The organism is Magnetococcus sp. PR-3, assembly GCF_036689865.1.
Classification (GTDB): domain Bacteria; phylum Pseudomonadota; class Magnetococcia; order Magnetococcales; family Magnetococcaceae; genus Magnetococcus.
Genome location: NZ_JBAHUQ010000031.1, coordinates 1 through 23,625 on the forward strand (window position 1 = coordinate 1; position 23,625 = coordinate 23,625).

30 protein-coding genes and 2 pseudogenes are annotated in these 23,625 nt (G+C 52.5%); 25 read left to right on the plus strand and 7 right to left on the minus strand.

Annotation, left to right across the window (positions count from 1 at the left end; translation table 11 throughout):
* From V5T57_RS15690 to V5T57_RS15705, 4 genes are all read right to left on the minus strand, one after another.
* Positions 1-905: recombinase family protein (locus tag V5T57_RS15690; RefSeq protein WP_332892192.1), on the minus strand; the 905-nt coding region annotated here is incomplete at its 3' end.
* Positions 902-1,336, minus strand: a complete 435-nt coding sequence (locus tag V5T57_RS15695; protein ID WP_332892193.1) for a DUF2924 domain-containing protein — start codon at positions 1,334-1,336, stop codon at positions 902-904. The genes V5T57_RS15690 and V5T57_RS15695, both read right to left, overlap by 4 nt.
* A complete protein-coding gene (locus V5T57_RS15700) occupies positions 1,326-1,577 on the minus strand; it encodes a hypothetical protein (RefSeq protein ID WP_332892194.1) in 252 nt (83 codons plus the stop codon). The genes V5T57_RS15695 and V5T57_RS15700 overlap by 11 nt, the downstream gene beginning before the upstream one ends.
* Before the next feature lie 133 nt (positions 1,578-1,710).
* The gene (locus V5T57_RS15705) at positions 1,711-2,418 is read right to left on the minus strand and encodes an XRE family transcriptional regulator (RefSeq protein ID WP_332892195.1); all 708 of its coding nucleotides are present in this window, start codon (positions 2,416-2,418) and stop codon (positions 1,711-1,713) included.
* A gap of 137 nt (positions 2,419-2,555) precedes the next feature.
* On the opposite strand from V5T57_RS15705, the gene V5T57_RS15710 reads away from it, so the two are divergent.
* From V5T57_RS15710 to V5T57_RS15780, 15 genes are all read left to right on the plus strand, one after another.
* Positions 2,556-3,239, plus strand: a complete 684-nt coding sequence (locus tag V5T57_RS15710) for a hypothetical protein (protein ID WP_332892196.1) — start codon at positions 2,556-2,558, stop codon at positions 3,237-3,239.
* Between the two features lie 647 nt (positions 3,240-3,886).
* The gene (locus tag V5T57_RS15715) at positions 3,887-4,126 is read left to right on the plus strand and encodes a helix-turn-helix domain-containing protein (protein WP_332892197.1); all 240 of its coding nucleotides are present in this window, start codon (positions 3,887-3,889) and stop codon (positions 4,124-4,126) included.
* A 347-nt stretch (positions 4,127-4,473) separates the two neighbouring features.
* Positions 4,474-4,962 carry a hypothetical protein gene (locus tag V5T57_RS15720; protein WP_332892198.1) on the plus strand — a complete coding sequence of 163 codons (489 nt, stop codon included), beginning with the start codon at positions 4,474-4,476 and terminating at the stop codon, positions 4,960-4,962.
* A complete protein-coding gene (locus V5T57_RS15725; RefSeq protein WP_332892199.1) occupies positions 4,962-5,720 on the plus strand; it encodes an ATP-binding protein in 759 nt (252 codons plus the stop codon). Before V5T57_RS15720 ends, V5T57_RS15725 begins: the two co-directional genes overlap by 1 nt.
* Positions 5,721-5,731: 11 nt before the next feature.
* Entirely contained in the window at positions 5,732-6,235 is a 504-nt protein-coding gene (locus tag V5T57_RS15730; RefSeq protein ID WP_332892200.1) for a DUF669 domain-containing protein, read from the plus strand.
* An 81-nt stretch (positions 6,236-6,316) separates the two neighbouring features.
* The gene (locus tag V5T57_RS15735) at positions 6,317-6,706 is read left to right on the plus strand and encodes a hypothetical protein (RefSeq protein ID WP_332892201.1); all 390 of its coding nucleotides are present in this window, start codon (positions 6,317-6,319) and stop codon (positions 6,704-6,706) included.
* Entirely contained in the window at positions 6,706-7,653 is a 948-nt protein-coding gene (locus tag V5T57_RS15740) for an oxidoreductase (RefSeq protein ID WP_332892202.1), read from the plus strand. Before V5T57_RS15735 ends, V5T57_RS15740 begins: the two co-directional genes overlap by 1 nt.
* Positions 7,647-9,263: a DEAD/DEAH box helicase gene (locus V5T57_RS15745; protein WP_332892203.1), complete on the plus strand. Its 1,617-nt coding sequence runs from the start codon at positions 7,647-7,649 to the stop codon at positions 9,261-9,263. Before V5T57_RS15740 ends, V5T57_RS15745 begins: the two co-directional genes overlap by 7 nt.
* A complete protein-coding gene (locus V5T57_RS15750; RefSeq protein WP_332892204.1) occupies positions 9,241-9,447 on the plus strand; it encodes a DUF6511 domain-containing protein in 207 nt (68 codons plus the stop codon). The genes V5T57_RS15745 and V5T57_RS15750 overlap by 23 nt, the downstream gene beginning before the upstream one ends.
* Before the next feature lie 11 nt (positions 9,448-9,458).
* Positions 9,459-11,756: a bifunctional DNA primase/polymerase gene (locus V5T57_RS15755; RefSeq protein ID WP_332892205.1), complete on the plus strand. Its 2,298-nt coding sequence runs from the start codon at positions 9,459-9,461 to the stop codon at positions 11,754-11,756.
* Positions 11,757-12,145: 389 nt separating this feature from the next.
* Positions 12,146-12,652 carry a crossover junction endodeoxyribonuclease RuvC gene (locus tag V5T57_RS15760; RefSeq protein ID WP_332892206.1) on the plus strand — a complete coding sequence of 169 codons (507 nt, stop codon included), beginning with the start codon at positions 12,146-12,148 and terminating at the stop codon, positions 12,650-12,652.
* Positions 12,649-12,864, plus strand: a complete 216-nt coding sequence (locus V5T57_RS15765; protein WP_332892207.1) for a hypothetical protein — start codon at positions 12,649-12,651, stop codon at positions 12,862-12,864. The genes V5T57_RS15760 and V5T57_RS15765 overlap by 4 nt, the downstream gene beginning before the upstream one ends.
* Complete coding sequence (locus V5T57_RS15770; protein WP_332892208.1) at positions 12,857-13,243, plus strand: DUF6362 family protein; 387 nt, start codon at positions 12,857-12,859, stop codon at positions 13,241-13,243. Before V5T57_RS15765 ends, V5T57_RS15770 begins: the two co-directional genes overlap by 8 nt.
* 141 nt (positions 13,244-13,384) lie before the next feature.
* On the plus strand, positions 13,385-13,507 hold the full coding sequence (locus V5T57_RS15775; protein WP_332892209.1) for a hypothetical protein: 123 nt from the start codon (positions 13,385-13,387) through the stop codon (positions 13,505-13,507).
* Positions 13,500-13,892: a D-Ala-D-Ala carboxypeptidase family metallohydrolase gene (locus V5T57_RS15780; RefSeq protein ID WP_332892210.1), complete on the plus strand. Its 393-nt coding sequence runs from the start codon at positions 13,500-13,502 to the stop codon at positions 13,890-13,892. Before V5T57_RS15775 ends, V5T57_RS15780 begins: the two co-directional genes overlap by 8 nt.
* Before the next feature lie 3 nt (positions 13,893-13,895).
* Here V5T57_RS15780 and V5T57_RS15785 read toward each other — a convergent pair.
* Positions 13,896-14,171, minus strand: a pseudogene (locus tag V5T57_RS15785) (HU family DNA-binding protein).
* A 100-nt stretch (positions 14,172-14,271) separates the two neighbouring features.
* On the opposite strand from V5T57_RS15785, the gene V5T57_RS15790 reads away from it, so the two are divergent.
* From V5T57_RS15790 to V5T57_RS15810, 5 genes and pseudogenes are all read left to right on the plus strand, one after another.
* Positions 14,272-14,460 (plus strand): hypothetical protein, encoded by a 189-nt coding sequence (locus V5T57_RS15790; protein WP_332892211.1) that lies wholly within the window; start codon positions 14,272-14,274, stop codon positions 14,458-14,460.
* Positions 14,457-14,756 (plus strand): hypothetical protein, encoded by a 300-nt coding sequence (locus V5T57_RS15795; protein ID WP_332892212.1) that lies wholly within the window; start codon positions 14,457-14,459, stop codon positions 14,754-14,756. The genes V5T57_RS15790 and V5T57_RS15795 overlap by 4 nt, the downstream gene beginning before the upstream one ends.
* Positions 14,757-14,984: 228 nt before the next feature.
* A complete protein-coding gene (locus tag V5T57_RS15800; RefSeq protein ID WP_332892213.1) occupies positions 14,985-15,554 on the plus strand; it encodes an elements of external origin in 570 nt (189 codons plus the stop codon).
* An 11-nt stretch (positions 15,555-15,565) separates the two neighbouring features.
* A pseudogene (locus tag V5T57_RS15805) lies at positions 15,566-15,808 on the plus strand (ParB N-terminal domain-containing protein); the annotation flags it as partial.
* 216 nt (positions 15,809-16,024) lie between these two features.
* Positions 16,025-17,494, plus strand: coding sequence for an HD domain-containing phosphohydrolase (locus V5T57_RS15810; protein ID WP_332892215.1), 1,470 nt, complete (start codon positions 16,025-16,027; stop codon positions 17,492-17,494).
* A gap of 359 nt (positions 17,495-17,853) precedes the next feature.
* On the opposite strand, the gene V5T57_RS15815 is transcribed toward V5T57_RS15810, so the two are convergent.
* Positions 17,854-18,228, minus strand: a complete 375-nt coding sequence (locus tag V5T57_RS15815) for a hypothetical protein (protein WP_332892216.1) — start codon at positions 18,226-18,228, stop codon at positions 17,854-17,856.
* Between the two features lie 289 nt (positions 18,229-18,517).
* Positions 18,518-19,441 (minus strand): magnetosome protein MamD, encoded by a 924-nt coding sequence (mamD, locus tag V5T57_RS15820; protein WP_332892217.1) that lies wholly within the window; start codon positions 19,439-19,441, stop codon positions 18,518-18,520.
* Positions 19,442-19,911: 470 nt separating this feature from the next.
* On the opposite strand from mamD, the gene mamC reads away from it, so the two are divergent.
* From mamC to V5T57_RS15845, 5 genes are all read left to right on the plus strand, one after another.
* Positions 19,912-20,316 (plus strand): magnetosome protein MamC, encoded by a 405-nt coding sequence (gene mamC / locus V5T57_RS15825; RefSeq protein ID WP_332892218.1) that lies wholly within the window; start codon positions 19,912-19,914, stop codon positions 20,314-20,316.
* A gap of 101 nt (positions 20,317-20,417) precedes the next feature.
* Positions 20,418-21,680 carry a DUF2202 domain-containing protein gene (locus tag V5T57_RS15830; protein ID WP_332892219.1) on the plus strand — a complete coding sequence of 421 codons (1,263 nt, stop codon included), beginning with the start codon at positions 20,418-20,420 and terminating at the stop codon, positions 21,678-21,680.
* Between the two features lie 224 nt (positions 21,681-21,904).
* Positions 21,905-22,231, plus strand: a complete 327-nt coding sequence (locus V5T57_RS15835) for a hypothetical protein (RefSeq protein ID WP_332892220.1) — start codon at positions 21,905-21,907, stop codon at positions 22,229-22,231.
* Positions 22,232-22,270: 39 nt separating this feature from the next.
* Positions 22,271-22,594: a hypothetical protein gene (locus V5T57_RS15840; RefSeq protein ID WP_332892221.1), complete on the plus strand. Its 324-nt coding sequence runs from the start codon at positions 22,271-22,273 to the stop codon at positions 22,592-22,594.
* Between the two features lie 543 nt (positions 22,595-23,137).
* The gene (locus V5T57_RS15845) at positions 23,138-23,557 is read left to right on the plus strand and encodes a hypothetical protein (RefSeq protein WP_332892222.1); all 420 of its coding nucleotides are present in this window, start codon (positions 23,138-23,140) and stop codon (positions 23,555-23,557) included.
* The last annotated feature ends 68 nt before the right edge of the window (positions 23,558-23,625 follow it).

The following is a 23,625-nucleotide window of genomic DNA, read 5'->3' on the forward strand; positions in this document are numbered from 1 at the left end:
ATAATACCCTTGAGAGGAAATGGGCTGTCAGCACGTGTTTTGGTCGAGCGCTGTCGCCGATTCTGATTCAGCACCGATTGCGCTTTTTCCCACTGGCGCAGGGTAATGATGGGCTCATGCTCACCGGGGTAAGTCTCCCCTTTGGTGACCACCTCTCCCAGATAGGTACGGTTGCCCAAAATACGGTAGAGATGCCCCTTGTCGATGGGTTTGCCTTCTCGGACCCGCCCCGATTTTGCGGTGTAGGATTTAGTGTGGTGACCCTGCTCAGCGAGTTCTTTTACAAGTAGGGTGGTAGAGCCTGTCTTGGCGAACCGGTCGTAGATGTGGCGGACCAGCTCCGCCTCCTGTTGGTTGATCACCAGTTTGCGGTTTTCTACATCATAGCCCAGAGGAGGGTGGCCACCCATCCACATACCCTTTTTGCGTGAGGCCGCCAGCTTGTCTCGGATCCGCTCTGAAGCCACCTCCCGTTCGAACTGAGCAAACGATAAAAGCACGTTGAGTGTCAGTCGGCCCATAGAGGTTGTGGTGTTAAAGGATTGGGTGATGGAGACGAAGGTGACATTGTGCTGATCAAACAGCTCCACCATCTTGGTGAAATCTACCAGGGAGCGGGAAAGCCTATCAATTTTGTAGACCACTACACAGTCGACGCGCCCTGCTCGTATGTCATTCATCAACTGCTGAAGGGCAGGGCGGTTCATGTTGCCACCGCTAAATCCTCCATCTGTATAATGGTCGGGAACCAGTGTCCAACCCTCTGCTTTTTGTGAGATAATAAAGCTCTCGCAACTTTCACGCTGTGCGTCCAAGCTGTTGAAACTCTGATCTAAACCCTCTTCTGTACTCTTTCTGGTGTAGATGGCGCAGCGGATCTTTTTGATAGGCTTTTTCTTGTTCATTTCTTCCCTCCCAGCCAGAAAACCTTCCCGTTCCACCGGGTGCCGGTAACAGCCCTTGCAGCTGCGGAGAGGCTCTTGAATTTGCGCCCCTGGTAATCAAAGCCATCATCGAGCACCGTGCAGGTGTGCTCCACACCTTTCCACTCTCTGACCAATCGAGTTCCTGCCACCGGTAGCCCATCATTACGGATGGGGGTAGGCGTACGATCCATCGTCTTCTCCTCAGCCGCCAGCGCTTCCAGTTTGGCCTTGGTGGCTTGGGAAACTCCACCCCAGGCCAACTCTTGAATACGGTAGGCCAGCCCCCTGATCAGGTAGGTTCGATTGTAGGGTGGAACACTGCTTTGGCAGAGGTTCTGCCACATCTCCTTGAGCTCATCGGTGGATTTCTCCGGTAGTGCGGCCATCCGCTTCAAAACGTCACTGCTCATGGTGTTCATCTCCTTGTTTTTGTGGAATACCTTGGTCACCATGTACGCTCTGTTCGGAAACGGAGTCCAGAGGTTTCTGCTGTTTTTTCAAGGAGGTGCGCAGATTCTTCTTCTCCATAAGGCGCAGAACACCATTGGCAAGAATCTCAGCGATTTCATCCAAACGCTCCTCTATTGTAAGAAGGTCTGGATCGATAGCGTTGCCTTGATAGGGGGTATATGGAATTGAGTCTTGGAGCATGATCAAACACCTTAGGAGTTGAGTTTCATCCTGAGGCTATCACGCTGTTAGTAAGTCAACCAAACACAAAAAAGATCGAAAGTTTTTGAGGTGTTTGAGGAGTAAAACAAAGTGGGAAGAGTGATGAGGTGGATTAGAGTTCGTGGCCTACCCAGACGACTCGGCCGACGATTTCCCATAGCTCCCGTTGCTCTGATGTCACCTCCACAGGAGAGTATTTGGGGTTGTCACTGACAATCTGAATGCGGCCAGGGAGAATCTGCAGGCGTTTTACAAAAAGATGTTCATCAGAACGAAGAACAAACACTTTCCCATCCACAGCCTCGCGCTGCCCCATATCCAGCAGTAAGACATCCCCGTCATTGAATGTAGGGAACATGCTATCCCCTTGAGCCAGAATCATCCCAAGCTTTCTTGGATCCAAGCCTTTTTTCTCTAACCATCCAGCTTTAAAGGCCAAGTGATCAAGAATATCCTCTTGAATCACTTGCTGACCAAGCCCTGCACTCGCATGAACAGAGTAGAGGGGGATAAGGGCATAACCATCTGCGGTAGCATGGTCTGGAGGGACGCCCCCACTTGCATTAGAGGGGTCAACATCGCTTTTGAGGTCTTTGTATTGGGGGTTACCCCAACGCCGGGGCTCTTCGCCACTGTGGAGCCATTCAGGCCGAACATTGAGCACGTTGGCGATGGGCACAAGTTTACCGGTTGAGTCCGTGCCTCCAGATTCAACCTTATGAATGAGTGCTTGGCTTACGCCACACATGTCAGCGAGTTTCTTTTGAGAAACACCAAGTTCCTGACGTGCAGCTCTGAGTCGTGTTCCAATAGTATCCATGTGAAGGAGTGTGCCAGGGTTGTGTTGGCATGTCAAAAGAAATGGTGTTTGACATATGTTTGCTGCTGGTGGTAGCGTATGAGCCATGACGAAATACGAACGAACATCGAATAATAAGAAAGGAATGGTGGTTTAGAATGCCGCTGCCTCCCAAACAGTTTTATACCATCAAAGAAGTAGCTGAAAGATGGCGCTGTTCGGAAAACGACCTGCTGTCCTATGGGATGGAAGGGAAGCTTGAACTGTCCATATGGGTTCCTCATTGCCATGTAGAGCTTTCCTGTATTGAAGAAGATAGCGATGGGCAGCACTATAATATTCCGTTTGAGACCAGATATATGCATGGCCTGCTACCATTATCAGAAAAGGATATTGGAACGCTCTGGTCCTATGGTCAGGTGGATGTAACCTACCTAAAAGATACTGAGGATGGTCATCAACGATTGATTCGTCACTACTCTATGCCAGGATTGGAGTACCAATGTGATGATGCAATTGAGGTGGTCATGGATATGTTGAAACTGTCAGGCGATGAGATACGACAGTTTGAAAAAAAACATCTTAACCAGAGTGTATCTCAATCTCCTGTTGAAGCCGCAAATGAAGAGCCTTTGTCACTGCGTGAGCGTCATCATGAAAGAACGGTAGCCATCGCTCAGTATCTGCTCAGCCTTGATCCTTACACCCCTGCTACCAAGCTTTTCTCATCTGAGGCCATCACCAAGATCGCTTGTGAGGGTAAACCTTACAGTGAGAGGACCTACCGTCGTTGGCTCAAGCCAATTATGCCAGAGCGTAAGCGGGGCCGTCCAAAGAGTTAAATAAGGTTTGGCTCTATCCTAATGTGATCATTCTCCTTCGCCCCGTTCTGGGGTGTTTTTTTGCCCCTATTCATCTTTGAGAGTGGGGTATCCCATCATACGCAGCAAATGAACTTCTTTTGAGCCCATTCAAACTGGCCAGTGTGAGTGTTTAACGTCATCTTTTGCACCCCCTCTTGCGACAGCCTGTAAATCTAAATCCATATAGCAGGTTGCTGCTATATGTAGAATCTCTCATAAAAACAATAAATAACGATCTTTCTATGATAAGTGTTCATCGGTGTTTGTTGTAAAAAACAACCCGTGCAAATAAATACGGCGTTGGTCCCCTTTCCACTTTTTTAAAAGCACCAGTCGAATAATAGCAGGAAATCTTAAAAACCCCTTTCAAATCAAAGGTAGAAAAAACTGGCACCCAGATTCTGGAATTGGCCAAAAATAGGCAGATTTAGCGGTTCGGTGCAAAAGTTGTGTAACAATTGTGTGAAGTCTGGTTGTTTTCGTTTTTATTAAGTCTATGTAAGTTTTTGTGAAAAGTGGTTGTTAACAGAAATAAAACTGGCACCTGTCAGTTGCCAGATTTTTTTGTTGGGTGGTGGGTGTAAGGTTTTCTTCAACAGCAAACATCAACCACTGGAGAAACACTCATGTACACACCTTGTCACCAACATCAAGCCACTCAACTGATCTCACCCAAGCAGACAGCCGCAATGCTGGGCATTGAAGTAACCACTCTCTCTAACTGGCGTGTTTCCAAACGCTACCCCCTCCCATATGTGCGCATCGGTCGAAAAATCATGTACCGGCTGCATGATGTTGAACAGTTCATTCACACACGTTCTGTCAACGTTCAGGGAGGTGCGCCTGCGTCTGGCGCAGCAGTGTGATGAACATTGTCGCGATCAGCGTTCAGCCATCCATAAATTCGGGAGAAGTCGACCTGTGGCGAGCGGTTCTAGCCATGGCCCTTAAAGATGCTGGGTCCCTGTTAAAAAGGGTGAAACATAAACCAAAGCTCTGGAATGAGCACCTGTTTAGACAGGATGTGATTCACCTCAAACAGTGGTTCAAAAGTCGGTCAACAGAGCCGGGCAGTTTCAGGTTTATCTGCCAAGTGTTGGATCTGAGCCATGAAAAGGCTCTGGAGAACATTCAACAGAAATTTTTGCGGCACATGGTGCTTCCTCGCTGGAAGCCAGAGGCCAGAAAAGAGAACAAGATGGAGAAACAGATCATGAAGACAGACCTGTACCCAACCTTAAATGAGCTTCGCAACATGCCTATGGGTGAGCTGGTGGAGCTTTCATCTGAACAACTGGCCATGCTGCAACAGCAGGCGGTAAAAGCTGTGGAGGCAGCCAAGCTAACCAAGGAGCTTCTGGAAGGAATTCTTACTCGGCGCTATGCGGAGAAAGCAGCGCTTATGCGCAAAGAAGCGGGTAAGGACTTCGGCACTGTGCGCTTTATAGATGGTGATGTTCAGGTGGTTGCCGAACTGCCCAAACGCCCACAGTGGGATCAAAAACGGCTCTCTGATCTTTTCGATCGGATTCACAAGGCAGGTGAGGATCCCAACGAATACCTGGAAGTCACCTACAAGGTTCCAGAGAGCAAATTCAAGGCTTGGCCCTCACAGATCCGCAGCGCCTTTGAAGGGGCCCGTACCGTTAAACCTGGTAAGCCCTCGTTCAAGCTTTCCATTCCTGAGCAGGAGGTTGCGTAATGGCTGTCTCTCTCGACTCCCTTAATCGTGCTCAGGATGCGCGGCCACCGCGCATTACGGAGTACGGCGTCGCTGGTGTGGGTAAAACTACCTTGGCAGCGGGTGCGCCCAACCCGGTGTTCATCCTTACCGAAGATGGGTTGGGCCAGATCCAGGCGACCAGTTTTCCCTTGGCCAGAAGTTATGGGGAGGTAATCGGGGCGCTGGATGCCTTGCTCACCGAACAACATACCTTTGCCACCGTGGTGGTGGACAGCCTGGATTGGCTGGAGCCTTTGATCTGGGGCGAGGTCTGTTCCCAGCAGGGTGTACGCAGCATTGAAGATATTGGCTACGGCAAGGGATATGTCTTCGCCATGGACCTCTGGCGCACCTATCTGGACAGGCTCAACCGCCTACGGGATGAGAAGAACATGGTGGTGATCCAAATCGCTCACTCCATCATCAAACGCTTCGACAGCCCTGAGCATGACCCCTACGACCGGTACGAAATCAAGCTTCACGCTAAAGCGTCGGCGTTGATCCAGGAGCACAGTGATTGTGTGTTGTTTGCCAATTACCGCGTCAGCACGACCAAAACCGATGTTGGCTTTCAGAAAAAGGTCAACCGCGCCGTCGGTACCGGTGAACGTGTGCTTTTCACTCAGGAGCGGCCCGCATTTTTAGCTAAGAACCGCTACAACCTGCCTCCCGAGTTACCTATGGACTGGTCTGTCCTGCAGGGGCATCTCACAGGCAACGCACAGCAAAACGCATAGGAGAATGACGTATGGCCAATCTTGGTGGAACCTTCGACGCCTCTCAGGTAGATCCCAGCAAACCCCAAGAGAATCTACCTCCGGGCGACTACCGGGTACAGATCATCAACAGCGAGATGCGGGTTACAAAAGCGGGCACCGGTCAATACCTCTGGTTGGAGATGGATGTTCTAGAGGGCGTTCATGCCGGACGCAAAGTCTATGACCGGCTCAATCTTATTAATCCCAACAACCAAGCCGTGGAGATCTCTCAACGGGCACTCTCTGCCATCTGCCACGCCTTAGGCCGTATGCAAGTGCAGGATTCTGAAGATCTACACTTTCAACCCCTTATCGCAAAAGTGTCGGTGGGCAAAAGCGGCTACAACGAGGTGAAGGGCTACAAGCCGGTCGGTGGTGCTCCAACAGCTCAACCACAGACGGTGCCTCCTGTTCAGCAACAACCTGCACAAGGGCAACAGCCTCCGCCCCCAACAGCCAGTGGTGACGGCCCCTGGAAACGCATGGGGCAATAGGCGCAGCGGGCGGAACCGTTACCTCGCGGCCAAGCATCGGTAACGGCCCGCCCTGTCCACAAACACTCTGAGGAGAAGGTCATGGACACTTCCATTCTGGACCAACTGGATGGAGGGAACAATCCCTCTATGCCTGTTACCCGGCCCGACTGCCAGGAACAGATGATCACTCTACAATCGGAAATTCGTGCCATTCGCGATCAAATCGCGGCGGCAGATCTAAACCGGCAAGCCTCAGGCGGCCAGATTGATGCCGCTTGGTTTCACCGTGCCCGTACAGCATTACGTCATAAACAGGAGCGTTTAGCCCGTATTAAAGAACACATCAAGCAGCTGCCTGGCGGTAAACAGGCGCGTAAACAACGCTTGAAAGACGCCATCATCGAAATCGTGCGATCTGATTATGAGGATTCCCAATGGCGGAAGGTTCTTGACGAGGCCCACTGTATTGCCGATCGAGAGGTGGTGTGATGGCCAAACTCCCACCTCCCCAATCCTTGACGATAGAGGCAATCTACAACGCCTACGAGGCAGATTCTGGAGACGGCTTTCGCCCCCACCTGGGCGCATCCCTTATCGGCAAAGAGTGTGAACGGGCTCTTTGGTTGGATTTCCGCTGGGCCACGCGTCAACATCACCCTGGTCGTCTGCTGCGCCTGTTTGAGACCGGTCAACGTGAAGAGGATCGCCTAGTAGCCAACCTGCGGCGCATCGGCGTTACCATCATGGATATCAATCCAGAAACAGGGCGGCAGTGGCAAGTTGAAGCCCACGGGGGGCACTTTGGCGGTAGTCTGGACGGTGTCGCTCTAGGCGTGCCGGAGGCTCCAAAAACATGGCATGTATGCGAGTTCAAAACGCACAACATAAAATCGTTTAAAGAGCTCCAGAACAAGGGCGTACTGGAGTCCAAGCCGCAACACTACGCCCAAATGCAGGTCTATATGCGCCTCACTGGCATGACTCGGGCGCTCTATCTGGCAGTGTGCAAAGACACCGACGCGCTTTATGCCGAACGGGTTCCGGTGGATCGTGACATTGCTGATCGGCTTGTGGACAAGGCGGGCCGAATTATCTTTGCTGAACGCCCTCCAGAAAAGATCAACGAAGATCCTGCGTGGTGGGTCTGCCGGATGTGTGACCATCACCCCCTCTGTCATGAAAGGAGCTTTGCCGACGTCAACTGTCGTACCTGTATGCATGCATCAGCAATGGGTGAGGGATGGTGGATGTGTGAAACGCATGGTCATCCTCTAGAGGTGGCCAAGCAGAAAGAGGGCTGCGACGACCACCTTTTCATCCCCGATTTGGTGCCAGGTAAGCAGGTAGATGTAGATCCGAATGCCGGAACTGTCACCTATCAACTCCCCGATGGGAATCTCTGGTGCAATGTGGCTGGTGGAGGTGCGCCATGTTAGAGCTGCGCCCTTACCAACGCCAAGCTATTGATGCCATTTATACCTACTTTCAGGAGAAGAACGGCCACCCGTTGATCGTTATTCCTACTGCCGGGGGGAAATCCCTGGTGATGGCCACCTTTATCCGAGAGGCTATTGATCACTATCCGGAGACCCGCATTCTGGTGGTCACCCATGTGCGTGAACTGATTAGCCAGAACCATGCGGAGCTTTTAGGGGCTTGGCCACAGGCTCCGGCAGGCATTCACAGCGCTGGATTGGGTGAGCGGGATGTAGCGTCTCAAGTGCTCTTCTGTGGCATACAGTCGGTACACAAACGCGCTTATGACATTCAGCGCTGTGATCTGGTGCTGGTGGATGAGGCCCACCTGATCCCACGAAAAGCCAACACCATGTACCGCAAGTTCCTGGAGGAGCTGACCGCTATCAACCCCTACATGAAGATCATCGGTTTTACAGCCACCCCATATCGGTTGGATTCTGGGTTGTTGCATAAGGGTAAGGATGCTCTGTTTGACGACATCGCCTTCGACGTCCCCATCAACGATCTGATCGATGATGGCTTCCTCTCCCCATTAATTAGCAAGAAGACAGATACCCAACTGGATGTGACTGGGGTCGGCACCAGGGGTGGTGAGTTCATAGCAGGCCAGCTGGAGGCAGCAGTAAACCGAGAGGATGTTACTCGGGCTGCCGTGGAGGAGATCATCGCTTTCGGGCAGGAGCGGCGCGCCTGGTTGCTGTTCTGTTCCGGTGTCGCCCACGCCGAGCATGTGCGTGATGCGATCAAGGCACGTGGTTACTCCTGCGAGGGGATCTTCGGGCACACCCCCAAGGAGGAGCGGGATTGGATTGTTGAGGAGTTTCGTGCCGGGCGGATTCGGGCATTGGCGGCCATGAATGTGCTCACCACTGGGTTCAACGTCAAGTCTGTAGATCTCATCGCTATGTTGCGCCCCACCAAGTCCACCGGGCTCTATGTGCAGATCGCGGGGCGGGGCACACGTCTCTTTCCTAGCAAGGAAAACTGTCTGGTATTGGATTTCGCGGGAAATGTTGCGCGCCATGGTCCCATTGATCAAATCAAGGCCACAGCAAAGCGGGATAAGGATGAGGATAGCGAGGCTCCCATCAAAACCTGTCCCGAGTGCCAGACCATCAATGCAGCAGCAGTGCGACACTGCATCGAGTGCGATTATGAGTTTCCGCCATCGGAGATCAAGATCAATGCTACTGCCACCACCAAGGAGATCCTCTCCAAAGGCAAACCGGAGTGGGTAGCGGTCTATGACATCGTTTACAAACGGCACCAAAAGGAGGGTAAGCCCCCCTCCTTGCGGGTGGAGTATCTGTGTGGTCTGCAATGGCACAAGGAGTGGGTCTGTTTTGAGCACAGCGGCTACGCCCGCCAGAAAGCCGTCCAGTGGTGGTTTCAACGCGTGGGGCTGAAGGTCCCGGTGCCGGACAGCGTGGAACAGGCGCTATCCCTGGTTGACGGTCTACCCATCCCGGATGAGATCAAAATCCGCCCCAATGGCAAATTTACTGAGGTTGTGGACTGCCGTTTCAGCGACAAGGAGGTGGGTGATGATCGATCCAACGCCGCGTGAACTAGCAGCCATGAACGCCGCCGGGCCGCTGGCGGGTGAGTATATTGAGAGCTTGGGGAAAACCGATCTGGCTAGGTTTTCGGTGGGTGAGTTTCTCATGCTGATTCAGGTGATCGTGACCGCCTATCTGGATGCCAAGGCACAGATGGATGTGGACGATGCTTGGGATGACGTACCGTTTTAGGGGGGTGAGGAATGAACGAGAACTTCATGATGCAGCATGGCGACCGGTTAGTGGCCGCAGGTTTTCCCATACTGCCTATCGCCCCGGGGCATAAGTATCCAGGTAGTTACCTGCAGAGCAAGTGGACCCCTTACAAGGGGTGGAACAAACATGCAAGCCGCGCTACCACCGAGCATGAATTGGCGATTTGGAAACAGTGGCCCGATGCGGGGATCGGCATTCCCGGAGGTATGGTGGCGGGCATTGATATCGACGTAGAAGATGAGACAGTTTCGCTACAGTTGGAGCAGTTAGCAATACAGCTGTTGGGAACTACCCCTGCAGTGCGCATCGGACGTGCGCCGAAGCGGCTTCTGGTCTACCGTACAGACACACCCTTCAAAGGGATTAAGAAGCACCCCCTGGAGGTGCTCTGCCTGGGACAACAGTTTGTGGCCTATGCGATCCACCCAGATACCGGGAAACCATATCAGTGGACCAACCAGGAATTGATTGATCTGTCGTTGGCTGATCTGCCGGTGATTGCCGAGCAGCAGGCGCACGACTTTATCGATCAGGGGTTGGCGCTCTTACCGGAGAGAATACGACCGACTCGGTTGCCAGAGCAGAATACACCAGTTTCGTACCAGCCCACTTACCCCATGGCCACGTCTGGAGATCAACGTGGTACGTTCGAGGCGGTGGCTGATGCCATGCGCTACATCGTCAATGCCGATCTGCCCTACGATGACTGGGTGCGCATTGGCATGGCCATCAAAGGGGCTTTGGGTGAGGAAGGTGCAAGTTTATTTGCCGAATGGTCCTCATGCTCCTCCAAGAATGTGTCTGAGGAGACCGCCAGCGCATGGGCTGGGTTCAAGCCCACCCTTATCGGTGCGGGGACCATCTATCACTTAGCGGGGCAGAATGGCTGGCGGCCAGATCCATCCATCACATTAAACCCGGATAATCTGCCACAGTCCGGACCACATCCAGCAGCTCAGTTCATGCAAAAAATGCACACACTGCCTCCCCCAACATCAGAGGTGGATGGCCCCCCGTTTCTAGATGGTCCGGAGTGGGATCCCACCGATCTAGACGGAGCACTGGGCATGTTGGTGCATCATATGTTGGAGACCGCCACAAGACCTCAGCCCATCTTGGCAGTTGGTAATGCACTCTGCGCCCTCGGATCGTTGATGGGGCGGCGGTATCGGACGGAGACTGACCTGCGATCCAACCTCTACATCGTCGGCATTGCAGATAGCGGTTCCGGGAAGAACCATAGCCGAGAGGTGATCATCGACCTGTTCATGCGGGCCGGGTTAAAAAAGCACCTGGGCGGTAACCGCATCGCCTCCGGGGCCGGTTTACTGCGTGCGGTGCATGACCAACCGGCCATTCTGTTCCAGCAGGATGAGTTCGGCATGTTTCTGGATGCGGCTGCCGACCGAAAGCGCAGCCCCCGACACATCACCGACATCCTGGATTTGATGACCGAACTCTACTCCTCGGCGAGCACCACCTTTCTTGGTCCGGAGTACGCAACACCTGATAAGAAGGGGCGCAAGGACATTAATCAGCCCTGTCTGTGTGTCTACGGCACCACTACGCCTGTACTGTTCTGGGGCGCGTTGAAGAGCGCTAATGTAGCCGATGGCTCCCTTGCGCGCTTTCTGATCCTGAAGACCCAGGATGACTACCCCGAGGGTGGTGGAGGCAATGTCATCAGGCCTCTTCCCGATGCGTTGATCGAAGCCGCTATGGCCATAGCCGAGGGAGGCAGCATGGGGGGTGGCAACATGCAGGGGGTGACTTCTGGCCCAGAAACCGCTATCGACCCCATGGTAGTGCCCATGTGTGATGAAGCCCGTGCGCTGTTTGATGATTTGAATAAGCAGGTGATCACTCTCCTACGTAAGGCTCGCTCGACCCCTTGGTCACCCATTTTAGCACGGGTATGGGAAAACGCTTCCAAAGTGGCCCTTATCCGGGCGGTGTCGTTCACCCCATCGAAACCGATCATCCGGGAGGTGGATGCTGTATGGGCCATTGCCCTGGTGCGTTATGCGGTCAACAGCGTCATCAGTGATGTTGAACAACATGTTGCTGATAACCGCACAGAGCAACATCATAAACGTGTTCTTGGCGTAATCAGGAAGGCGGGCCACTCAGGCATCACTCAAAGAGATCTTACCCGGAAAACCCAGTTTCTCGATAAACGTGAGCGGCAAGATATCCTGCAAACCTTGTTGGAAGCAGAGGTGGTGGTTGCTTGGAATCAAACGACAAAGACCAGGCCTGCTATGACCTACAAAGCAGTCCGTTAAATGTTCAGGAGCCCGTCAAAGACCTACAAAGAAGTCCGTTGAATGTTCAGGAGCCCGTCAAATGATGAGGTTGACGGGCTTTGTTCTCCAACTGCTGGATTTAAAAGGTGAATTTATAATGCTTCAATTTGGCATCTCACTAAAAAAAACACATATATATATAGAATATAGAGTAAGTATCTTTTTGTTTTTTTCTTTATAGGCTTGAGGAATTGACGTGTTTCACTAATCATAATATAAATCAATATGTTATGTGATTTTACGCGTCAATTATTTTGTCAAACGCTGAAAAATCAAATGGTTGCATGATTTATCCAGTAGAGCGCCGATTTTAGGCTTGGCCGCCTCCCATCGTCGCCCTCACCAACTTCACTGAAGGAGTGAGGACGATGACTGTTTCTTCCAACGTGCCTACGGGCAAACTTATCAACAACGCAGGCGCTATTCTCGCCCTGGATCTGGGCACCCAGATGGGATGGGCACTACACCATCCTGACGGCACCATCGTCAGCGGTACGATGTCGTTCAAGCTGGGCCGGTTCGAAGGGGGCGGTATGCAGTGGGTCCGGTTTAAGGCCTGGCTGGATGAGATGACCGGTACGGTGCCTCTGGGACAGATCTATTTTGAGGAGGTACGCAGGCATATCGGCACGACAGCAGCCCACGTCTATGGGGGATTCTTGGCTCACCTTACCGAGTGGGCTGAAAATTCGGAGGTGCCCTACCAAGGGGTGCCGGTGGGCACGATCAAGAAATCAGCAACAGGGAAGGGCAACGCTTCCAAGGCTCAGGTGATCCACGCCATGAAGCGGCTTGGGCACCAACCTGCCGATGACAATGAGAGCGATGCCTTGGCTCTGCTGCACTACGTGCTGGGGACAGGAGGTGCACGATGATCGGTGGCCCCAACATGCCCCGTAGTCCTTTGGCTCGTTACCAGGAGAGCCGGGAGGATGTGGATGAGCAAAAGCGCAAAGGGTGGAACCGCCATGGCATCTTGGTGGTATCGCAGGACGATAACCGTTTGACCTGGCCGGAACGGGAGTTGGTTCAGCAACTGGGAAATCGGTTGTATGGCCGTCGCCACAAGGAGGTGCGCTATGCCTGAAAAATGGGATGCCACTGTTGTGGCCAAGCGGCTTGAAGAGGCGGCTAGAACCATGAAACGCTTGCCGGTAAAAGGATTGAAACCGGAGGAAGCTCGTTCGTCATGGCCAGAGGTGATTCATGAGTTTTACGATGCCTATGGCTGGGGATCAGCGGAGGTCAGGTTGGGGCCACCCTCACCTGAGGCCATCAATCGTATGGACGAGGTCTTGGAGTGGCTCTCGTGGCTGGAAACCGATGATAGGCGGCTATTGTGGTTTCGTGCCGAGAGAGTGCCATGGAAGCTTATTATGCGCCGTTTTGGCCGTGCCAGATCGACTCTGTTTGCTCACTGGAAAGCGGGCATCTTCCAGATCGTTGCTGTCTTGAACCGAGGTTAAAATGTCCGGACGTTTTAATTCCGGACATGCGGACCTGAATTTGGTAGTCTCGTAGCTACAGTCGGCGAGAGCTGAGCAAGAATACACGAAACCCACCCCGGGGTAACCTGGCGGTGGGTTTCTGCGTTTATGGAGTTTGAAATGGGTAGTTCACTGCTGTTGGTAGCGTCGTTAGCCGGGTCAATTCTTGTGGGACTGGTGGCGGTCGCCGTGTTGGGTGTCATGCTGCGTTTTTTACTCGGTGAAGGTGGGGATCATGTCTGAACAGCACTGGCCCCATTTTTCTCACGATGAGCTGCAGTGTCGTTGTGGTTGTGGCCAAGCCCTGATGGATGAGCGATTCATGGCCCAGCTGGAAGAACTACGCATGGCGTTTGGTAAGCCCATGCCCCTGACCAGCGCATACCGTTGTCCAAACCACAACGCAGCCGTGTCCTCCTCGGGGCATGATGGTCCTCACACCACAGGGTGTGCCGTTGATGTCCAGGTGGCTGGGCATGATGCTCATGCATTGCTTGCCCTGGCAACACACCATGGCTTTACGGGACTTGGTGTCAAACAGCGTGGACCACACCAGTCACGCTTTATCCATCTGGACACGCTGAACAATGCACAAGGCCGTCCTCGGCCCTGGATCTGGAGCTACTAAAGCTCAGTAATCAACGCGTTCACGCAGCGATTTCCCCGGTTTGAAATGCACAGCGGTCTTAGCTTCAACCTCAACCCGTTCCCCCGTCTTTGGGTTGCGGGCACCTCTGGGTTAGCGGGCTCTCGGTTCAAAAACACCAAAGCCTCGGATTTCGGTCCGTTCACCACGGGCCAACGCTCTAGACAGGTCATCGAATACAAGATCAATAGCTCTGTCAGCAAGCTGTTTGCTCAGATCACACTTATCTGCAATGGCTACGATGAGCTCTGATTTGGTCATGCTCAGCCCCGTTAGAAAAGTTGTTAAGAAATACAAAGCACTGCGATGTTAACTGACATCGAAAGTGTTTGCAATCATGTCAGAAAGTCAGGAGTACACCATGTCCCTCAATATCATTGTCAACTCTCTCTTGAGTCGGGTGCGGGAACCTTCTTCGTGGAGCGGGGTTGCTGTGCTGCTGGCCATGTTTGGCATGTCCCAGGAAGAAGCCAGTGCCATCACTGAACTGTTGGTAGCTGGAACAGCTGCTGCTTCGGTACTGATGGGTGAAAAAGGAAAAGACGAATGACAGCCCATGAACAAAGCGTAGAGCGTCGTCGGGGCTTGGAACGGCACGTTCAGACCATCCTTACCATGGGGGTGGCGGCCTTGATGGCGTGGCAACTGACGACCATTGAACAGATGCGTGTGGAACTGGCCATCCTCAGTGGTCGGGTAGATGCTTTGGCGGCAAGGGTGGATGATGCCTCTTCGGATCGCTACCGCATCGCTGATGCCCAACGGGATCTGGCGTTGCGGGATCAGGCGATCAAAGCCTTGGAAGGTCGGGTAGTTCAGGTTGAGGAGATCTGTGGGGGTAAGTGACAGTCTTCGCGTGTAAGTCTTTGTTTTCTGGGTCCTTCCTGGCGCACAACCTATGTGGTGCGCCTCAGCTCGGGATTTCGCTACCGACAGAGCAGAATTTTGGGTTCGCACCATAGGTTCGCACCTGATCAAAACTCCAATAGAACAGTAGGTTAAATGTGCGAACCCAGGTGCATTTGGGTTCGCAGCAGGTTCGCACGGGGTTCGCACCTTAGCCTGGGCTTGATCATGGATGACAACGATTTTGAATCATTGCGCAGTAACCGGGAGTTGGCTGCATTCCTTGGCGTTAGTGAAACCGCAGTCCGCAAAGCGATCAAAGCAGGTCGTATCCGCCGGGAACCTGATGGATCTTGGAATCCTGAAAAAGTTGTAGAGCAGTGGGCGTCCAATACACAGGCCACCAAACAGCGCTCAGGCAACAAGCTTGGCCGTAAGCCAGTTCCTGTCGCAGCGGTCAACAGTGTGCGGGATACCCTGAAAAAGCAGGGTGAGCTGCCCAGTGTAGGGGGCATGACCTTGTTGCAGGCGCGTACCGCATCCGAAGTGATCAAGGTGCAGATTGCCAAGATCAAGTTGGATGAGATCAAAGGAACGTTGATCGATCGTCATCAAACTGAAAAACGCCTCTTCCAACAGCTACGACAGCTCAGAGATATGATTCAGAATTGGCCCTCGCGAGTGGTTCCTGAGATGGTGGCTGAGTTAGGGGTAGATCCCCATTTGATGCAGGTATCCCTGGATCAACGGCTGCGTGGTCTATTGGAAGAGATCGCTGAAGCCCCTGTTGAGATATGATTGGACAGCCCATGGAACAGATTGGTGAACTCACGCTGGAGCAGTGGCCGTTGGAACGGTTGGTGCCCTATGCGCGCAACCCCCGTCGTAACGACGATGTAGTGGATCAGATGTGTGCGGCCATCCGTGAATTTGGCTTCCGTATCCCTGTGGTGGCCAAAAGTGATGGTACGGTGGTGGATGGTCATCTACGATTGAAGGCAGCCAAACAGCTATCGCTGGATACCGTACCTGTGGTCCTGGCCGATGATCTCACCTCAGCTTTCTAAGTAGGCTCAAAGGTGTGCAAATAGCAATGTTCTAATCTTACAGTTTTAAGTCTTGCCGTCATGGGGGATAGATCTTTTGGACGTAAATCTATGTGTGGTGGTTCGTAAAGCGAAGAAATAACTGCATAACGATAGAAAATGAGATATTATTGGCTACAATAGAGCATCTCTTGGTTTTTAGCAGATGAAAGCTGGAATACTATGTCTCAATCGGACAAACCGGAACTGCTTTGCTGTCAGCAGAAGGGTGTGGTTCACCTGAAGGTAAAAGGTGACTTTGATCATGCCCTTAACCAAGCATTTCAGGCGGTCATACGCCAATATCCTGGATCGTTGTCCTACCTTATAGATCTACAAAGTATCAGCTCCATTTGTGCCGAAGGTATCGGCCTGATGATGATGGTGTGGAAGCACTGTGGCGGGGACCGCAATCAGCTTTTTGTTGTCACCAATCATGAGGTTGTGGATCGTCTTCTGAATATCGCCTGTGTGGACAAAATGTTCCAGATCAGCCAACTCTGCGCCCAGCAGATTCCTCCTGTGCAGCCTCTTGATGAGACCCTGCTCCAACCGATAGGGGCGAGCAACCCAGATTCCCATGATGCAGTGGTTGCCCAACCATTGCAAAAACGTGATGAAGAGAGACTTTTTTCCCGGCAACTGGATGAGCTGGGTGGAGGGGGGGCTGTTGTGCAACAGCCGGTACAGCCTACAGCTATACAGCCTGAAGCGGTGGATCTGGAGCTGGAGTTTCCTCTGGCGCAAGCAATTCGCCAGCAGGCCACCCAGCAGGTTAAAGGGGCTTTGTACAGCCTGGCCCAAGGGGGTGGGGTGGAAGTCGGCCCCATTGCCAACACCTGCCAACAAATTCAGGAATCGTTTCGGCGTAATAGAAACTCCGCTTTGGCCTTGGCCATGCTCAAAGATAAATCCGCTGAGACCTATACCCATTCGGTAAATGTAGCTACCTATCTAATCGCTTTTTGCCAGCATCTGGGTATGGACGAGCGCACAACGATTAATGTGGGGCTTGGTGGTATGCTACACGATGTAGGTAAATCCTTTATCTCAGCCGATCTTTATCAACATGCAGGCCGCTTGAGCCAGGGGACAATGCAACTGGTGCGCCGTCACGCCCTGTTGGGACATAAAGCGTTGCAGAAGATTCCCGGTATGCCCCAGGAGGTTTTGACTATTGCCCTTGCTCATCATGAGCGGTTGGATGGATCCGGCTACCCCTCCCATAAAATGGGGGATGACGTGCCCGCCATTGCGCAGATGGCTGGTATTGCCGATGCCTTTGATGCCATCACCTCACCACGCCCCTATCATCAAGCCTCAACACCTATCATGGGGTTGCAGAAAATTATGTCACTGGCGGGTAAAAGCTATGATAAGACCCTAACTCAACAGTTCGTTCAGGCTATAGGGGTCTATCCGGTAGGCACGCTGGTGGAACTGGGAAATGGCACGCTTGGTGTGGTGGCAGAAAACCACCCCGATGCGCTGTTGGAACCAGCTGTTCATGTGGTCTACGACAATAAGCGTCGTTCCACCCCGCCAGAACGCGTTTCCCTTGCCGAGCATAAAGGGGATCCACAATTCAAAATTTCCACTGTGGTAAAACAACCCCCACCGGGCTTTAATCCCTTTGCCGCACTGAATCGTTAGCACGCTCTAGGTCCGCTGTTTTCACCACTATTGGTCATCAACAAGAGGAGGGCATAGGCAAGGTCTGCTTTGTGCCTGGGATTGAGGAGGATCGCTACTGATGCTTCTTGTTCATGTCTACACTCTCCTTTTCTGATCCTCTCAGATTATTCGGTTAGATGTGTCCGTGAAAGTGTAGCCACTTCACCCGACATGGGAGTTGTGTAGATTACTGCTCTAGAACCCTTGCTCTATATGGTGAAGGGCCAGCATATTCAGAAAAATTGATGTTCAAGAAGAGTCTTTATCAAGGGAATGAGCAGGCATAGACCCCATGATGCAGTAAGAGGTGTAAAAGCTTTGAGGCTTGGCTCTGCTGTTCAAACAGCCACGCTACGGGCATAGGCGCGGCGGTTGCTGCGGCATCCGGCATAGTGTAGGCAAGCAAAACCTGCACCCACCAGCATGCCTGCGGCAAAACTCGGTGCTGCTAACATCAATCCTGTAGCCCACTTGGCACTGGAACCCCCAACCACTGCTGTACCACCTTTGGTTAGAGCGCCCTTGCTGCTCTGGGCCATCTTCAGATTGTTCTTTGCAGCCTGGGTGCCGGTACTGGTTCCGCTTTTAACCGCAGAGGAGGCCGTGGTTTTGCTGGTAGAGGAGATGTAGACATCATCTAACAGGCTGGCAGGCCCATTCATGAGATCTGAAGATCTGTCACGGCTTTGATCTTGCTTGGGCTGGTTGCTCACGAGATTGTTCTCCACGGAAGAATTAATAAGTTGAGTGTAAATATGAATAATTCTCATTAGCAAGTCAAGCTGAAAATTATTATGGCCTCTGTTACCCCGGATATTTCATAAATCACCTTCGGTTATCGCATATTATCTTGAATTTTAAAGTATTATTTGGCGCGCGCGAGATGCTTGTTGATATTTTCAAGCGCTAAAAAGTTCTTTAAAATATAGATCAAGCGAGAGGGGCTGGGATTTATGAAATGTCAGGGTTAAGTCGCAACTTTCGTAGGAGAACAATAATCAATCAGGATGTCAGATCCTGGATCTCCTGTTCCCCTGGGCTATTTTTTTTCGTTTTGTTGCAGTAGTTGTAGATACCCAGACCAAGGGCCACCCCCCCCACCAGCAGCACGGCCCCCCATGCTCCCATACCCAAGCTGAGGCTGAGATTGAAACCTCCTTTGCCGACACTGCCCAGCAGAGAGGAAGAGCCCGTTGCTGTGGCTGCTTTGATGGTGGCACTTTTAGCGCTGGCTTCGGGTGCGCCGCTGGTTAGAGCCACCTTTTTGGCGGTTGCTGTACTGGAGGCGGCTATGGGCTCCAGTGCGGGTTTGAGCACGAACCATTTGCTGGCATTACCAGCCATTAGTGGAGCCTGCTCCACCGTGAAGGTCTTTCCCATCAAAGGGGTAATCTGGGCGGAAGTCGTGGCGCCATTTTGCAACTTCAACGCCATCATGCCTTGATCAGCAGCCATCGTGGAGGATGCAGGTTTCATGAATACCCAACCTGCCGATTTGGCGCCCATGGCGGGGGAGGGGATGATGGTATATTTCTTTCCAAACATGTAGGGGAGTTGGGCGGCCTGTTTGCCCCCCTCTACCTTCATCATAATGGAAGGGGAACTGTTGCTGGCGGCGGTCATCTTCTTTATGGGGCTTAGCTCAATCCAGCGACTATCGGCACCGATCACCATAGGGGGCTTGCTGACGGTAACCTCCTGCCCGGTCATCTTGGCCAACTGTAAAGATTGGCGTGTGCCCTCTAGCTTGATAGCGGTGGCTTGATCAGCCATGGCCCCTGTGGCATCCAATGGCGTTAACATTAACCACTGACTGGCATTGGCTGTAGAGAGGGTGCTTATTTTGACTGGCGTGCCGCCCAGACGTGCAACCTGGCTCAGTTGACTGGCACCTTGTACTTTGAAAAAAAGGGATTCAGTGGGCATAGCATCACTTTACGATCTGTCGGTCAATCTGAAAAGGGTGTTTCCGCTCTGTTTTAATAAAGATATGACTCTTGATAGTTGGTGAGCCAAGAGCGCAAACGCGAATCATTATGAGTAAGATTTCTATCTCTGTCAAGCCTGCCTACGGTCGTCGCTGTAGGTGGTAAGCTAGGTGCCGCTATGTGTAAATGAGAACGACTCTCTGCAGGATTGAGAACTGTTGCGATTTCAGCTCAGTTAAGTGATTTTTATCTGAAAAAACAGATGATTTGCTTTGAAAATGCAGTGTATAATGCTAAGAATAGGCCTGATATGGACAATCTGGCTCTTTGCATAGAGTTAGTGCATGCAAAAGGATGGTTGTTTGGGATCATCCTTTTGGATCAATGGTTCATGAAGCGATTCTGTTTAAATTGTGGGCTCCTTGTTTAAGTGGGGCGCATTAGATATTTGATCATAAGGAGATCACCATGGCAGCATTTAATCTGGCGATGTATCTGGCCAAAAGTGCCCCTGGCGTCGGTGTGTTGGGTGGTGTGGTGGGTGGCTCGGCTGCGCTGGCAAAAAACCTGAAAGCGAAGCAGGATGGTTCGGATATTAGCACGGAAGAGATCGTCATCGACACCAGCAAGGAGGCCCTTGGGGCCGGTGTAGCCACCACCATAAGTGCCTACACCGTGGGTGTGGTGGGTGGCGGTCTGGTACTGTCGTTGGGAACTGCCTTTGCCGCAGCCGTGGCTGGGAAGTATGCCTGGGACTATGGTGTGGAGATGGTAGAGCAAAAGCTCCAGGAGAAAGCGGCCGATACTCCCATCGAAGGTGAGGTTGTAGAGGGGCTGGACCCTTTTGACCCGAGTGAGCTGGAAACTCCCTGATCTTTGCGTCACACTCTGCTACTCTAACAGGGCCTTTTTTAAGGCCCTGTTCCCTTATGGGGATAAAAAAACCCTGATCATGGTGGTAAACGGATAGATTCATGGAAATTGACGATTGGGAACCCGATCCAAAATCCCGTCCCAAAAGCGCACCAGCTCAAGAGGAGCTGGATGACCTAGTCTCGGCAGATACAGCGGCGACCCCGTCAGCAGATTCCAGTGCTGGCCTGGACGAACTGCGCCTGGATGAGTTGGGCGGGGAGAGCCCCATAGCCACCTCCAACTCCGATCCCCAGGCGTTGAGTCTGGATGAGTTGGGCGGGGAGAGCCCCATAGCCACCTCCAACTCCGATCCCCAGACATTGAGTCTGGATGAGGTGAATGAACCTGCTGCGGGTGAAACCAGCAGTGGTCGCCGTGATCAGCCTCAATCTGAATCTGCTGAGCCCGATTTGGGTTTTTCCCCTTTTGGCTTTATCAAGCAGGAGAGAGCCTGCAAGCCTGACGACTGCGGCAGTTGTGGGGATGCGCCACCTATCGCTTCGGTCTCCAAAGAGCGGCCCAAATACAGCTTTGTGGGTATCTTTGTGGGTGTCGTGGTGCTGGCGGTGGTGCTGTTGCAGGTGTTGCAGAGTGTGGAGGGGCAGAAGTTTGCTGCAACCCTTAACTCTTTGAACGGTCTGCTGCCTGCGGCCCAGCCAGTGGTCATGAACACGCCGATCAATCCAGGCATGAATCAAGCCATGGCCAATCAGACCCCCTGTGGTCAGCCGGTGGCTTTGGGCGGCGCAACCACCCCGTGCGGCCAACCGGTTGCCTTTGGCATGGGGGGCGTTCTGACGCCTGAGGAGAAGCGTTACCTAATCTACATGCGTGAAGAGGAGAAGCTGGCCAGAGATGTCTATCTGCATCTGTATGATACCTGGCGGGTGGCGATCTTCCGCAGTGTCTCCCGTTCTGAACAGCGCCACATGGATGCGGTATTGCGTATGCTTAACCGTTATGGCCTGGAAGATCCGGTGGGGCAGGACGTGCGGGGCCGGTTCCAGGATCGGGATCTGCGGGATCTCTACCAGAAGTTGATCAAGCGTGGGGAGCGCTCCTTGGGTGAGGCCCTAAAAGTGGGGGGGCTGGTGGAGGAGTTGGATATCTCTGATCTAAACAAGGCGATGCGCGAGACCAGTGCCCAGGATGTCACCCGAGTCTACCAAAATATTCAGCGTGGATCCTTTAACCATCTACGCAGCTTTGCCCATGGGGTTGAACTGCGGGGGCAGCGCTACAGGGCGCAGAAGTTGAGTCAAAAGCAGGTGGCCACCATTCTGCACGCCCCCATGGATATGGCTATCGATCTGGGTAAATAGTCGAGAAATCATCGATTCCCATTGAACAAAGAGGCATCCCGAACTACGGGATGCCTCTTTTTTTTGTTCTGCAGTAGAGGCTGGATTGGGGCTCTACTGGTTTGTTGCGAATAAGAATGAGTGTTATTTAAGTTGACAGTGCTTCTGAGAATGATTACTGTTATCCCGGCATTTGGACAGGCATGTTTTTTCAGTCACTTCACCCGGATAGAGGGTAAGATATTATGGCGATGGACAAGATGGTCAACCAGAAGTGTGGTACCGGCGTAACTTCCCAAAAGGGGATCGCGCCTGCAGCAGGTAGCACTCAGCTGATGGTACCTAAAAGTCGCAAGGCGGTCTCTGCTGCGAAAACCTCTGCCTTGAAGACCACCGTGGTGGCAGGTGGTGGGCTATTGGCTCTGACGGGAAAAAAGCTGGGTGTGGTGGCTGGTACCCTGGCCCTAGGCGGCCCTGTGGTGGCCACAGGGGTGACCTTGGCGGTTGGGGCTGGTCTGGTCTATGCCGCCCAGAAGCGTAGCCACTGCTTCTCCCCAATGAAACAGCGTTAATTCAGAATAGAGCAATGATATATCCGGGGAATATCTGCTATGGATGCCCGTGTCGATTTTTATGAACAGCAGACGGAGGCTCTGCCTGCTCACCAGGTAGAGGTTAAGTCCAGAGTTGCCAACTCCAGACGCTCCCTGCCCAAGGGTAAGCGGCGCAGTGTTGGTGCCAAACGCCGTCGGGTTGGGCGTGAGGCGATCAAAGCGGGTATGGCGGCCTCTCTGGCGGTGAGTATGTTGACCGGCATGCGCATGATGAAACCCATGAAACTGCACGGTCCCGCCAGCTGGGTGTTTGTGGGACTGACCCTGGCCCACACCCTGATCTATGAAATTCCCAATAGCAGAGTTAAACGGGCCTCCTGACGGTGGTTGGTGGCTTTGTTGACTTGATCCTCCCTCACCCCTGCAGCCCTTAGGCTCTGTTGACATTTCAGACATGAGCAGCGTTTGTGCCTCAAAAGCCCTTATGCTAGGCGTGAGGAGCAAGTTTAGTGGTTCTCAATGCGCGACGAACAATGACGCAGAAGGGCTTTTGAGGCCAAACCCGAAGGGCCTGGCACTCCGAATCCCTTTCACACCACTCCAGGCGCTGCCATGGATGAAATGTCAACAGAGCCTAGGCTCCAGGGGCTTTTTTCTCTGCTTTGTGTTGGCAGCTTCTTGTTCATCCACGCCTGTGTGAAATGCGCTGGATCTCTATTATCTCAATGATTAAAAGGTCGTGGCATGGGTGCCTATCAGGTAAGCAAGCTGGATGAGATGGTTTTGAAGAATAAGAAATAATAAAAGACATATCAGTCATCTTAAGTAGTGCAACTGCAAAAGTTAGGTTTGATTACGTCTTGTTAATTTGTTGGTTTTATGGTCCAATTGGTATGAGGGAGCGTGTGTGTTTGGAGAGTGTTTATGGTCAATTCAACGGCCCAGCCATTTGATCTTCCAGCAATGCCTTGCAATGGGTTGGGTTCCTGTTGCATCACCCAGCCCTATGAAAAAATCATCAATCCTGCTTGCCTAGACGATCCCAGCGCTCCGCTGTTTATCTCCAAACCCGCTTTTAGCACCTGCCCTCACATGGTGATTGTTAATTGGGATGGCAAACGGTTAAGCCGTCTGTGCAAGGCGATGCGGCATCCTGAATTTAAATCCTCGGACTGCTTTACATTGATGACCGGCCTTATGCAGCACACCCAATACACCACTCGCCTCTGTACTCTATGTCTATCCGATAAATATGCTTGTGTGGAGGAGCAGCTGCATATGCTGGAGACCTTCAACCGTCATGGGCAGAGATCTCTTGAAGTGGTTCAGGCAGCGCCTGAGTAATACCTTGTGTCGGTTGATGGCCTGGGATGATGGTCAAAAAGGTGTGCCAGTCGGCATCTGTGCGCCTG